The sequence below is a fragment of the Bernardetia sp. MNP-M8 genome, assembly GCF_037126285.1.
Lineage (GTDB): Bacteria > Bacteroidota > Bacteroidia > Cytophagales > Bernardetiaceae > Bernardetia.
Genome location: NZ_CP147012.1, coordinates 2,196,075 through 2,209,428, shown reverse-complemented (window position 1 = coordinate 2,209,428; position 13,354 = coordinate 2,196,075). Strand labels below are relative to the sequence as shown.

Below are 13,354 nucleotides of genomic sequence, written 5' to 3'. Positions count from 1 at the left end.
ATTAGAACGAATAACGAACACCGATTTGCATTTGCCAACGAGAACTATTTACACCAGAGTCATCAATACTATAAATATCTTTTGTTTCTTTTATAGTTTGATATGATCCATCACTATTGATACTACCAAAAGTGAAGTTAGGAACATATGATTTAGAACCATCAGTATTTGTAGTAGTAGTTACACCATTCAAATTAGCAAGAGAGAAATTATCATTACCTAAGAAATACATACGCCCCCAATCTTTATTCAACAAGTTTGTAAAGTTGAAGATATCAAAAGACAATTGAAGATTATGTTTTGTACCATTAGAAGTTTTGATATAAAAATCTTGTAGAACACGTAAATCTAATGTATTTACAAAAGGGAGACGAGATCCATTACGCTCTGCATAATCACCACGACGAGAATTTAAGTATTCATCGTTTTGGATATAATTATTATATGCTTGCCATTGTTGTTCTGGAGTTACTGTTACTGTTGCACCATCAACTTCACGAGTAATTGGAACAAATACTATTTCGTTTTGGTTAGCAGGAACATAAATAAGATCCGAATTAGTAGAACTAGAACCAGTATCATCATTAGACAAGTGTCTTCTGTTAGGTGTACCATAAATATAAGAGTAACGAGTACCAGAACGTCCTTCGTAGAATAATGAAATAGTTGTTGCTGCATGGTCAAGGTAATCTAAACGGTAAGATAACATACCAATTACACGAGAACCCAAATCAAAGTCAGAGTAAGTCAAATCCAAATCGTTTTTACCTCTTACATTTTCAATATATCTCCACTGAGAAGAATTTTGAGAAGAAGTACCATCATTTACAGCCATTGTACGTCCATATGTATAAGCAAGACTAGCCATAAATCCATTATCAAATGGTTTTTGAAGTTGAGCAGTAACATTATATGAGTAGCCTTTGTTTGTGTTATCACCTACCATAATACGATCATAACCAGATTCTATTGCATCTCCTCTATCATAGTAAGGACGATCATCAGCACCTGAATAATTACGTGTAGCAGGTTTTACGTTTACATTGTAATAAATAACGTTATTCATTGTTTTAGTATAAATACCTTCTAAAGTACCTACCATTCCCCAAGGCAATGATTTATCAATAGCTAATGAAGCACGAACTACCTGAGGTAATTTAAAGTCATCTACAAATAAATCCATTTGCCCACTAGGAAGACTTACTGTTTGACCAAAGTCTTCTGCAGTATATTGATTGAATGGATCTGGACGGAAAGGTGCATTACTTGAACGAGCTGAACCTACCACAAGTCCATTATTGTTATAAGCTCCACCAGGCCATACTAAAGGAATACGACTTGTAAAGATACCTACACCACCACGAATTTGAATTGATTTATCACCTTTTACATCATAATTGAATCCAATACGAGGAGACAATAAAATAGGTGTTTTCCAAAGTTGTCCAGACTGAACTTGATTGCCTATTTCAGGATAAAATTCTTTCACTTTAGCAAGTGTACTATCATTAAATCCTTGGTTTGTAGTAGGATCTGCAAAAATTGGAATATCAACACGTAGACCAAAAGTAACATTTAACTTTTCAGAGGCAGCATATTCATCTTGAGCATAAAAACCTAATTGCATCCCTGTAAAATCAGCAGCAGCAGCAGAACCATCACCAGTAACATTATCTACTAAAGAATAACTACGGTTGTAATTGGTAGATAATGAATCATTTAAGAAATCATTAACAGATGCAAATTGATATTCTCCATAATTCTGACGAACAAACAAGTTATATGTAGAATAAAACTCATTATGCGTACCAATAGTAATAGTATGTTTACCTTTAAAAATACTGAAGTTATCAGTAATAGTTAAAGTAGATTGTTCTAGTTTGTTAGCAGTAGAAAAAGCTTCCGAACCGAATGAAATAAAACCAGAACCATCATTAATACCAACACGAGGAAAATCACTACCAATAGGATCACGATCATCAATTACGCTTGTATAACCAATAATCAAACTATTAGATTTGTTATCACCGAAACGACTCTTCAACTCTAAAGCTGATGAGTTAGTTACAGTAGGAAAAGCAATACCATTATTACCAAAATTAATAGTATTTGAAGAAGAACGAGAACGATTTAAGAAATCTCCTTGTGTATAACTATGACGCACAGTAAGTTTATGGTCTTTATTAATATTCCAATCCAAACGAGCAAATAACTTATTTGACTCTACCTCTTCTGGATTATCTAAGAAGGTACCAGCATCATATCCGTATTTAGATTGAAGTTGAGAACGTAAGTTTTCAATTTCTGCTTGAGAAGAAGCTCCTCTATAATCAGAAAAATTAAAAGGCTGAGGAGTTTCACGACGCTCAATTTCTCCATTTATAAAAAGAAATAATTTATCTTTTTTAAGTGGAGCACCTACACGGAAACCTGTTATATAAGATGAGAAATCATCTAACTTCTGACGATCAAAATTTTCATCATCGGTAGGAGTTTTTCCTGCTAATCCTTCATTACGGAAAAGGTAGTAAACAGATCCTTCCACTTTATTAGAACCACTACGAGTAACAGCATTTACACCACCACCAGAGAAACCACCTTGACGAACATCGAAAGGAGCAACTACAATTTGAACTTGCTCAATAGCATCTAAAGAGATAGGAGAAATCCCAGCTTGTCCACCATTTGTACCTGACTCAGAAAGACCAAAAACATCATTATTTACAGCTCCATCAATCATGATAGAGTTATAACGGTTGTTTTGTCCTGCGATAGTGATACCACCATTTGGAGTTACACGAGCTTGAGGAGTTGTACGAGTAAAGTCTGATAACTCACGGGAAATAGTAGGCAAAGCATTGATTTGTTCTTGAGAAACGGTTGTTTGTGCACCTGTTTGCTCTCCATCAATAATTTCTGCATTTCCAGTTATTACTACCTCACCAATTGTTTCTACATCTTCTGCAAGGTCAAAGTTCATACGAAGTGTTTGTCCTAAAGAAAGATATACATTTTCTTTTTTCTGGTCTTCATATCCAACATACTGAACTGTAATAGTGTAAGGACCACCAACATTCATATTAAGGATTGTATAATTACCACTAAGTGTAGTAACAGCACCGAATTGAGAACCTGTTGGTGTATGCACTGCCAAAACAGTAGCACCTGGAAGTTCTTCTCCATTTTTGTCTTTTACGACACCACTAAGGGCTGCCGTCGTAGAGCCTTGTCCGAAGGAATTGAATGCTACCGAACAAGCAAATACGAAAGCGATAAGGCTTAAGATGTAATGCTTCATCATAAGATTGTATAAAAGGTTGCTGAATGAGTAAAATTAAGTAACTCTAACCAAAGTAGTTAGAGATTTTGATTTAAGTTTCCACAAAGGTAAGACACACCTAGCAATCTTTACGTTTCAACATTATTAACAAATTAAGAATAATCGTTATTCAAATTATTGATTTTTAACAAGACATAAAACTTCAAATTATATTTACCAAAAGTTATAATTTTATTTTAATTATTTATCACAATACACTTTTTTATATTTAAATCATATTCTTTTTCTGAAATTAAATTATTTTTCAACAATTCTTGTAAAGAAAGAATAATCAAATCATAAAATGCTTCATTTTTTTGAAAAAAAAGTGCATTTTTAGCCATTAAGAGAGATTTTCCAAATTTTCTTTGGTTAAAAAACAAAACTCCTTGATTAAAATAAAGTAAAGCAGAAGCTGTTTCTAATGTTACCAAATTGTTAATTATCTTATTATCTAACAAAACTACATTCTGATTTTGTACTTCTTTCTGAACATTATTTGCTTGCTCTTGCAAATAAAACGCAATTCCTTTTGGGGTAGCAATAAATCCTTTTTCCAAACTAGTACTCTCAAAAATAATCTCACTGTTATCAGATAATTTTATTTTTATAAAAACATGAATAGGATTTTGAATAATCTGATAGGTATAATTAAAATTTCCTTTTTGTTTTATTTCTTCTAAAAAGACAGCGTATAATACCGAACCTGTCAAACAATCATATTTACCACTATCAATAGTTTGAAAAAAACTAGAGTACAAAACATATTCTGTTAAAAATGTTTCTTGAACAGCAAAAAATAATCTTCTCAATGTTTTTGATTCATTGGTAGGTGTAATTTTAAAATCTTTATTAAAATCAATCACTTTTTGAATTGCTTTTTTCTTCATCTCAGGAGTAATAGAATCTTGAGCATCTAAAAAACTAGAGAGTCTTGAAGACATTTTCTGCTCATTATGAGAGTTTGAAGAAATAATAGGTATAGCAAAACTATAATTTGGAATTGCCAATGTGAACAAATAAAGAACAAGAAGTAAAACTCTCTTCTCTGAAAAAAATGTAGTTTCTATATTTGTTGAATCAAGTAAAAAGTTTTTACAATAAGGTAATGGGTGTTTAATGTGTTTCAAAGCAGTAAAATTTAAAAGGTAATCAGAATAATCAGTAAATCAAGATGAATTTAAAAGGCTCTTTAAAGGAGATTCCAAAATAAATAGGGATTAAATAAATAAATCTATTAACAATTTAGTAACATTTGGTTAATATTAACGAAATTTTTTGAGAAAATGTTATTCTGTTTTGATATAAATTTCAAAAACTCTGTAAAACTCTTTTCCTTATAATTGCTTTTTATACTTGTAATGAGGATAAATTGTATTTTGCTTTCTTTATCAAAACCACCAATCTGTTATGAATTCTATTCTTTCAAAATATTTTCAGTTTCTAATTTTTTCAATATTACTTTCTAGTTTACTTTTAGTGGGTTGTCAGGATGATGGAGAACTTCTTTGTCCCGAATTAGAGGTTTATTCTTTACAAAGTGAAATAGATATTTCTGCAAAAAATGAAATAGCTGAAAATCAGATTCTGTCTTATGAAATAGAAGCCGAGAAAGCCTTCGAATTAGCTTTCTTACTAGAAAATAAAGGAGGAAATACCCTTAAAATAGGAGAAATAGAGTCGATTTCTATAGATTCTACAATCAGCTTTCAGCTTGTACAACCTCTAAAAAATAGATTTGAGAAAAATGAGAGTGATTCTTTTAAAGTAAATTTTGAAGGCTTGACGGAAGGAGAACATCAAATTCCGATTACTATTTTTTCGAATGATTGGAATGAACCCATTTTTACTTTTTTTATTAAAATAATTGTAAATGCCCCACCTCCTCCAAAGTTGCCTAACATAAAAGTGTATCAAGAAACTACATTTATTCCAACTCAAACAGGAAGTTATACTTTTAATGATACAGAAGTAGGACAGCGATATGAAACTATTTTTACGATTAAGAATGAAGGAGAAGCAAAACTTATTATTTCAGATATTATTTCTACGACAAGTGATTTTGATGTTCAGAATATAGCTCAAAATGAACTTTTACCAAATCAAGAAACTACTTTTGTAGTCATTTTTGAACCTATAAGTGTTCGAAGTTATTTTACACAAATTCAGATTGAAAATAATGACCCAAATAATGAAGAAAACCCTTATGTTTTTGAAATAGTTGCTAATCCAAACCCTGCACCTACACCTGAAATAGCTGTTTTTCATCGAAAAAACAATCAAAATACAGAACTACAAAATGGTTTCGAATTTATAGAAGGAGGAGATTTAGAAACAAGTTTTCGAGAAATTTTAGAATTTGAAATTGAAAATCAAGGAGATGGAACACTCAACCTTTCTAGTTTGCAAAGTGATAATCCAAACTTTCAGGTTTCTAATATATTGACAAATAGCCTAGAGAGTGGTCAAAAAACGAGTTTTTTGGTTCGTTTTACAGCAATTACTTTAGGAGAAAACATAGGAACGATAAGCATTCAGAGCAATGATTCTGATGAAAATCCATTTACTTTCAAAATTCGTTTTACTGTAAAAGAACCTGCTTTTCGTATTAATTATTTGACAGTTACTGTTCCTGATGGACTAAATACAATTCCTTCTAATACAGGAGAAAATCGCACACTTTTTCAAAAAGAATTTCAAGTAATTGACCCACAAAACTTAGTGACTGAAAATGCCTTTTTGAGAGTTACTATAATTACAAATAGAGGAATTAGAGATTCTTTTACTGTAACTGTTTCAGGGACAGATGGACGCAGAATTTTCTTTGAGAATGATTTTGATGACCTTTTTTATAGACAAAGTATTCGCTTTGCAGAAGCAACTTTTATCGATTTTGAGGTGTATTTACAGCTTCCAACAGGAGAGCGCAGTAATTTGGAAGGTTATCGCTTGAGAAGACCAGATGGAGCTAATTAAAATGATACTTTCATTTTTCAAATCACAAAAAAAACGATATTTCTTTTTTTAGAAATATCGTTTTTTACTAAATGTCAATCAAACTGTAGATTTACTCAATTCCCCAATCAAAAATAGTGAGTTCAGAAATAATTCCTCGTTCTATAATTTTCTGTCCAAAACACTCAGGCTGATTACAATACAAAAGGCTTTCTGTCCTTTTATAAACCATTCCCACTTCATCAGCATAAATTTCATAGCGTAGTTCTTTATCTACCAAACTAGAATCCTGACTTTCAATGATGGTAATCGTTTTATTAAAATTATTGCCTCCAATAGATTTTGCAACGTTTACCTCTTGTGCTAAATAATCCTTTAAAGGACGAGCATTAAACTGATTTCCGTTCCACATCTTTCCTTCTTCTATTGGGAAGTCAAATTTTATGTAAGGAATATTGTGTTCCATCTTTACCACTACATTCTCATCTTTTCTAACTGAAAAAACAGAATCCAAACGAAAGTTTTCTAAACCACCAGTACGTACATAACGCAAAACTTCATTTAATTTTTCCCCATTCTCTCCTATAAACTCATCTCCAATTACTTCTTTGAGTTGGTAAGTAGTAGTAACAGGAATTTCATTCAAAGCAAAACGAGTTTGTTTGACAAAAAAAGTTTGAAATTGTCCTTTCTGAATGGGATAAAATGATTGTCCAAGGGTAAGATCATTTGGTTCTTCAGGAGCTTCATCTTTACAAGAGGTAAAAACAAGACAACTAATCAAGATAAAATAAATATATAAAGCTGTGTTTTTCATTAATTCAGTTTTTTATAATAAAAACGTGTATAACAGACTTTCTAATCTGTGGTATAAAAAGTCAGTAGTTTAAAAATAGTTTCAGAATTTGTTTGAGAATAAAAAAATAAAATAGTCTTTATTAGTGTTTTAGCACAACGACACCAAAAATAAAACTATTAAATCTATTCTTAACGTAACTTCTCACAAAACTTGCCAAAAACTTAGTTCCATTTCCATGCTGTATCATCTACATAGTCAATCTCTAAATCAGCAATTTTTTGTTTGAAACCATCTATATTTAAAATATAGGTTTTAGGAAGAATAATTGCACCTCCTTTTTTTGTTTGTAAGAAAAAATGTTCTTTTAGCTCAATGAGTTTGGATATGTCAGATGTTTTTATTTTTCCTTCTTCTCCTTGTTCTTTGATATAAAAGTAATTATTATTTCCTAGTTTTAGTGCATCGACATGGTCTAATCTATCTGTATATTTTTTTTTGATATGATTGAGATAAAATCTTTTATATCTATATTTTGAATAGAAAGGATAAATCAAGAGCCATAAAGCACCTAAAAAAATACAAATCAAAATTGCATTTTTATTGTTATCATAAAAATAGAAAAAAACACCCAACAAAACATACAAAGCAGGCACAGCAAACTTTGAAAGCAAACGCTTTTTTCTAATAGATTCTGACTTGGAGGTTGTATAGAGTTGATATTCTAAAAAATCCTCTTCTTGAAGTGTATATTCTATTTTCATAATTCCTGTAGAACACTTTTGAGCGTGTTTGTTGTTATTTCATTTACAAAATACAATTAGTTCATAAAATTACAAATTCCTACCTTTGTAGCGAATATAAATAGCTATTTTTTCAACATTCTATTCTTTATTTTTCTATGAGCCTCAAACGCATACAAACTCCCATTCAATCCGAAATGAAAATCTTTGAACAAAAGTTTAGAGATTTTATGCGTTCTGATGTAATGCTCTTGGATAAGATAACCAATTATATTGTCAAAAGTAAAGGAAAACAGATGCGACCGATGTTTGTCTTTCTTTCAGCTGGTATGTGTTCAGAATCTGGAACAATTGGAGAAGTAACTTATAGAGGAGCTTCTTTAGTAGAACTTTTACACACGGCTACACTCGTACACGATGATGTAGTTGATGAATCAAATTATAGAAGAGGTTTTTTTTCGATAAATGCACTTTGGAAAAATAAAGTAGCTGTCTTGGTAGGTGATTATTTGCTTTCTCGTGGTCTTTTGTTGTCAATTGATAATGGAGATTTTGAGCTTTTACGTATTGTTTCGAATGCTGTTAGAGAAATGAGTGAAGGAGAATTATTACAAATCGAAAAATCAAGAAAGTTAGATATTACCGAAGAGGTTTATTTTGAAATAATCAGGCAAAAAACGGCTACCCTTATCTCAGCTTGTTGTGGAGTTGGTGCTGCTTCATCAGGTGCAGACAAAGCAACAGTAGATTTAATGAAGGATTTTGGAGAAAAAATAGGAATTGCCTTTCAGATAAAAGATGATTTGTTCGATTACGGAACTGCCGAAGTAGGAAAACCATTAGGAATTGATATAAAAGAGAGAAAAATGACTTTACCTTTAATTTATGCTCTAAAAAATGCTTCTGATAAAGATAGAAAACACATCATTTATTTAGTAAAAAACAAGAATAATAAAGCTGATAAGATAAATGAAGTGATAGAATTTGTAAGAAAATCGGATGGAATAGAATATACCAAAACAGTTATGCAAAATTATTATAAAGAAGCCATGGAGATGCTAACCATTTTTCCAGAATCTGAACATAAAACTTCGCTTATGGAGCTAGTTAAGTATGCTATTGAGAGGGAGAAGTAAATCAGTTATCAGAAAATTGTATCTTTACATCTCTTGTTTTATTTAAAAAAAAATAATATTCTTTGTTTTAAATATCATTTACTACGACAATGAAAAAAATATTCTTCTCACTACTTTTGCTTCTACTTTGCATTTCAAATGCCTATTCTTGGGGTTTTTACGGACATCGTATTATCAATAGAATGGCAGTTTATACACTTCCACCAGAAATGTTTGGATTTTATAAAGCAAATATTCAATATATCACCGAAAATGCTGTCAATCCAGACCGTCGTAGGTATGCTGTTGAGGGAGAAGCTCCTCGCCATTATTTGGATATGGATATTTATGGAGATAGTGCTTGGCTAAAATTACCTCATCGTTGGAAAGATGCTGTTGAAAAATATTCAGAAGATACATTAATGGCGTATGGAATTGTTCCTTGGACAATAGAGCAATTTCGTTGGAAGCTCACAAATGCAATGGAACGAGGAGATGCAGATGCAATTATTCGTATTTCGGCAGATTTAGGACATTATATTGGAGATTCTCATGTTCCTCTTCATTCTACTGAAAATTATAACGGACAACTTACAGACCAATATGGAATTCATGGTTTTTGGGAATCTCGTTTGCCAGAACTCTATGCTTTACAATATGATTTTTTTGTAGGAAAAGCAGAATATATAGACAATACTCAAGAAAGAGCTTGGGACGCTATTATCGGTTCGCATATTGCACTAGATTCTGTTCTGCGTTTTGAAAAGCAACTTACTAAGCAAATGGGCGATGACCAAAAATGGAGTTATGAAACTCGTGGAAATAATACACAAAAACTTTATTCAAGACCATTTTCAAAAGCCTACCACGATATGCTCAACGGACAAGTAGAGCGAAGAATGAAACAATCTATCAAAACAGTAGGTGATTTTTGGCTTACTTGTTGGATAGATGCAGGACAACCTGATTTAAACAAGCTTTTACTTTCTAAAGAAGAACAAGAAAAACTAGAAAAAGAAATGAAAGAGCTAGAACCTTCTGAAGGTCAATCTGCTCCAACTTTACCAGAAAAACCTAGAGAACATGAAGGGTATTAGCCTTTTTGTTTTTATTTTATGTTAAAGGATTCACAATTTTAGCTAAATGCCCTTTCAAAATAAATTCAAAGTGAGTTATTTTTCGTTATTTTGTAAATTAATTCTCAATGATAATTTAAATAATTATACTTTAATGAATAGGCTATTTCACTCATTATTAATTAAGCAAAAAACAATTTTAGCAGTTTTTTTCTGTATTTTTTGCTTTATATTTCTATCTTTTTCTAGCTTTGGACAAGATACAAAAACAGATTCCTTAAATACTATCAAAGTAGATTCTACTTCACAGATTATCATTAAAGAAACAGTAAAGGATTCTGTAAAAACGAAAGATAAATTACAAGTAAAATTAGAGCCTAAATTCAAACTTCGCCCTCCTACTCGTGCCGCACTTCTTTCAGCTGCTTTACCAGGAGCTGGTCAGTATTATAATAAAAAAGCATGGGCTGTAAAAATACCCTTGGTTTATGTTGCTTTGGGTGTTCCTGCTTATCTTTCTATTTCAAATCACGCCAATTATCGTATTTATAGAGAGAATTATTTGTATATGCAAGACGAAAACCCAGCTACAAAACCTGATGCTTCTTTTGAAAATCGTTCGGCAGACCAAGTACAACGTCAGCGAGATAGTTATCGTAGAGATAGAGATTTTTATATGATTATTACTGGACTTATTTATCTGCTCAATATTGGAGAAGCTACCACAACAGCACATTTCAACAACTTTGATATTGATGATGACATTTCTTTTAAGTTTAAACCTCAAATGGAAAGTGTTGGAATGAATGGAAATACACTAAGTGGAGTTTCTTTAGTAATGACTTTTTAGGGATTAATGGTTAAGATTAATTCAATTTATAAACCCAATTATCTTGACTTATTTAGCTACTTGTATTCAAATTAGTAACTAATGACTGATAACTGAAAAACTGATAACTGATAACTGATTTATGAAAATTGCATTGTTAGGATACGGAAAAATGGGAAAGGAAATTGAAAAAATTGCTCTTCAAAAAGGACATTCTATTTCTTTTCGTATTGATAGAAATAATAAAGAAGAATTACAAAAATTTTCTTCTCAAAATACTGATGTAGTTATTGAATTTACTTCGCCTGAAAGTGCTTTTGAAAATGTAAAATTTTGCTTAGAAAAAGGCATTGCAGTAGTCTGTGGTTCAACAGGCTGGAATGAGCAAAAAAAAGAAATTGAAAAATTAGTTTTAGATAAAGCTAATTCTGAAAAAACAGCTTTCTTTTGGGCTTCTAATTTTAGTATTGGAGTAAATCTTTTTTTAGAAATTAATGCTTTTGCAGCCAAATTAATGCAAAATTATGCTGATTATGATACTGAAATATTAGAAATCCATCATACAGAAAAAAAAGATGCTCCTAGTGGCACAGCTATCACATTAGCAGAAACAATTTTAGAAAATTATAACTTAAAACAAGATTGGCAATTAGTAGAAAAAAATGATAACAAGCATTCTACAAATGCAACTAGTATTCCTATCTTTGCAGAGCGAGAAGAGGATGTAAAAGGAACACACACTACTACTTATTCTTCTACTGTTGACGAGGTTTCGATTACTCATAAAGCCTATTCAAGGGAAGGATTTGCAAAAGGAGCAGTCTTGGCTGCCGAATTTTTGAAAGACAAAAAAGGTGTTTTTGGAATGAAAGATTTATTAAAAATGGACTAATTTTAATAGTTAAATTACAAACTAGAATGTAATAATTACTCTTTCTTAACTACCAATTCTGTATCTAATACATCAAAAATTTCGTTTTCGAAAAAAGTAAAGCAGACTTTATAGTCTATCAAAAAAGCATTCTATTATACATATTAATAAAATAAATTATGGCATTTTTCAAAAAAAATCAAACAGAAGAAGAGTCTAAAGACAAGACACCCAAAAAGAAAAAAAGTGTTGCTAGAGAATGGTTTGATTCAATTCTTTTTGCTGTTATTGCAGCTAGTTTGATTCGTTGGCTTCTATTTGAGCCTTTTCAAATTCCAACTTCTTCAATGGAAAATTCTCTTTTAGTAGGTGATTTTTTGTTTGTTAGTAAGATTCATTATGGCGCAAGAAGTACCAAAACACCTCTTCAAGTTCCACTTACCCATCAAAAAATTTGGGGTACAGATTCTACAAAATCATACTTAGACTGGATTCAATTACCTCAATTTCGTTTACCAGGTTTTTCTGATATTGAGCGCAATGATGTTATTGTTTTTAATTATCCAGCCGAAGAGCAGCATCCTAGTGACCTACGCACCAATTATATCAAACGTTGTATAGCCATTGCAGGTGATGAAATTGAAATAAAAGACCGAGTAATCTATGTAAATGGAAATGCAACAGAATTTCCAGCTCAATCACAACATAAATATTTAGTAATTGCTTCCGAACTTTTAAAGGCAGAAACATTTTATGACCTTGGAATTCCGATAGATAATCAAACAGGAGCTGTACAGCCAACTCCTTACAATTATAATCAATATAATGATTTGGAGGGATCTATGAGTTCACTTCTTGAAAACACAAGTTCTACTTTTGAGGGAGCAGAAAAATATAAGGGACAAAATGTATATCCTTATATTATGGATTTAAGTCAAGAAGAAGTTGAGAAATTAAAAAAATATCCTAAGTTATTTTTGGATATGATTGTAAGTGTAGATGCTCAGGATAATTTATTTCCTACCAACAGAAATTATTTAAACTGGGACATTACAAAAACAGGTGCAAGTGCTTCTGATTTTGATTGGAAACTAGATAATTTTGGTTCTTTAAAAGTTCCAAATGAAGGTTGGAAAATGACTGTAACTCCTCAAAATCTAGCTTTATACGGAAAATATATTCAAGATTATGAAGGAAATGAGAATGTAGAGATTTCTAATGGAAAACTTAAGATTGATGGAAATGAACTTTCTGAATATGTCTTTAAACAAAATTATTATTTTATGATGGGAGACAATCGTCATTCGTCTGCTGATTCTCGTTTTTGGGGATTTGTTCCTGAAGACCATATTGTAGGAAAGGCAACCATGGTATTTATGTCTATTGATCCTGATTTCAACAAAGGTGGTGTTTTTAGTCGCATGCGTTGGGATAGAGCCTTTACAATTATAGAATAACATAAATCAGTGAACAGTTATCAGTAAACCGTTACCAGTTAAATACAAATTTCATTTTGGTAAAATTTATTGAAAACTAAGTAATTGTATTTAATAGTTTTTTTAATTTAATAACAGATTACTAAATCATAGTTATTCTTCATTATTTAAGAAATTTTGAAATTAACTGATCACTGGTAACTATTTACTGGTA

10 protein-coding genes are annotated in these 13,354 nt (G+C 31.1%); 6 read left to right on the top strand and 4 right to left on the bottom strand.

Annotated features, from left to right (window positions below; translation table 11 throughout):
- Position 1 precedes the first annotated feature (1 nt).
- The gene (locus V9L04_RS09145; RefSeq protein WP_338793787.1) at positions 2-3,298 is read right to left on the bottom strand and encodes a carboxypeptidase regulatory-like domain-containing protein; all 3,297 of its coding nucleotides are present in this window, start codon (positions 3,296-3,298) and stop codon (positions 2-4) included.
- Between the two features lie 218 nt (positions 3,299-3,516).
- On the bottom strand, positions 3,517-4,449 hold the full coding sequence (locus V9L04_RS09140; protein ID WP_338793786.1) for a hypothetical protein: 933 nt from the start codon (positions 4,447-4,449) through the stop codon (positions 3,517-3,519).
- A 280-nt stretch (positions 4,450-4,729) separates the two neighbouring features.
- On the opposite strand from V9L04_RS09140, the gene V9L04_RS09135 reads away from it, so the two are divergent.
- Complete coding sequence (locus V9L04_RS09135) at positions 4,730-6,295, top strand: choice-of-anchor D domain-containing protein (RefSeq protein ID WP_338793785.1); 1,566 nt, start codon at positions 4,730-4,732, stop codon at positions 6,293-6,295.
- Between the two features lie 91 nt (positions 6,296-6,386).
- On the opposite strand, the gene V9L04_RS09130 is transcribed toward V9L04_RS09135, so the two are convergent.
- The gene (locus tag V9L04_RS09130) at positions 6,387-7,091 is read right to left on the bottom strand and encodes a hypothetical protein (RefSeq protein WP_338793784.1); all 705 of its coding nucleotides are present in this window, start codon (positions 7,089-7,091) and stop codon (positions 6,387-6,389) included.
- Between the two features lie 203 nt (positions 7,092-7,294).
- On the bottom strand, positions 7,295-7,834 hold the full coding sequence (locus V9L04_RS09125) for a YcxB family protein (RefSeq protein ID WP_338793783.1): 540 nt from the start codon (positions 7,832-7,834) through the stop codon (positions 7,295-7,297).
- A gap of 137 nt (positions 7,835-7,971) precedes the next feature.
- Here V9L04_RS09125 and V9L04_RS09120 point away from each other — a divergent pair, with 137 nt between their 5' ends.
- The 5 genes from V9L04_RS09120 to lepB all read left to right on the top strand — a co-directional run bounded on the left by V9L04_RS09120 (position 7,972) and on the right by lepB (position 13,161).
- Positions 7,972-8,949 carry a polyprenyl synthetase family protein gene (locus V9L04_RS09120; protein ID WP_338793782.1) on the top strand — a complete coding sequence of 326 codons (978 nt, stop codon included), beginning with the start codon at positions 7,972-7,974 and terminating at the stop codon, positions 8,947-8,949.
- An 89-nt stretch (positions 8,950-9,038) separates the two neighbouring features.
- Entirely contained in the window at positions 9,039-10,025 is a 987-nt protein-coding gene (locus V9L04_RS09115) for a zinc dependent phospholipase C family protein (RefSeq protein ID WP_338793781.1), read from the top strand.
- A gap of 133 nt (positions 10,026-10,158) precedes the next feature.
- Positions 10,159-10,854, top strand: coding sequence for a DUF5683 domain-containing protein (locus V9L04_RS09110; protein WP_338793780.1), 696 nt, complete (start codon positions 10,159-10,161; stop codon positions 10,852-10,854).
- A gap of 121 nt (positions 10,855-10,975) precedes the next feature.
- Complete coding sequence (dapB, locus tag V9L04_RS09105) at positions 10,976-11,725, top strand: 4-hydroxy-tetrahydrodipicolinate reductase (protein WP_338793779.1); 750 nt, start codon at positions 10,976-10,978, stop codon at positions 11,723-11,725.
- Positions 11,726-11,883: 158 nt separating this feature from the next.
- Positions 11,884-13,161 (top strand): signal peptidase I, encoded by a 1,278-nt coding sequence (gene lepB / locus V9L04_RS09100; protein ID WP_338793778.1) that lies wholly within the window; start codon positions 11,884-11,886, stop codon positions 13,159-13,161.
- Positions 13,162-13,354 lie beyond the last annotated feature (193 nt).

Coding starts and splice junctions, on each gene's coding strand:
- V9L04_RS09145 (WP_338793787.1), bottom strand. CDS start 3,298: ATGAAGCATTACATCTTAAGCCTTATCGCTTTCGTATTTGCTTGTTCG.
- V9L04_RS09135 (WP_338793785.1), top strand. CDS start 4,730: ATGAATTCTATTCTTTCAAAATATTTTCAGTTTCTAATTTTTTCAATA.
- V9L04_RS09130 (WP_338793784.1), bottom strand. CDS start 7,091: ATGAAAAACACAGCTTTATATATTTATTTTATCTTGATTAGTTGTCTT.
- V9L04_RS09125 (WP_338793783.1), bottom strand. CDS start 7,834: ATGAAAATAGAATATACACTTCAAGAAGAGGATTTTTTAGAATATCAA.
- V9L04_RS09120 (WP_338793782.1), top strand. CDS start 7,972: ATGAGCCTCAAACGCATACAAACTCCCATTCAATCCGAAATGAAAATC.
- V9L04_RS09115 (WP_338793781.1), top strand. CDS start 9,039: ATGAAAAAAATATTCTTCTCACTACTTTTGCTTCTACTTTGCATTTCA.
- V9L04_RS09110 (WP_338793780.1), top strand. CDS start 10,159: ATGAATAGGCTATTTCACTCATTATTAATTAAGCAAAAAACAATTTTA.
- dapB (WP_338793779.1), top strand. CDS start 10,976: ATGAAAATTGCATTGTTAGGATACGGAAAAATGGGAAAGGAAATTGAA.
- lepB (WP_338793778.1), top strand. CDS start 11,884: ATGGCATTTTTCAAAAAAAATCAAACAGAAGAAGAGTCTAAAGACAAG.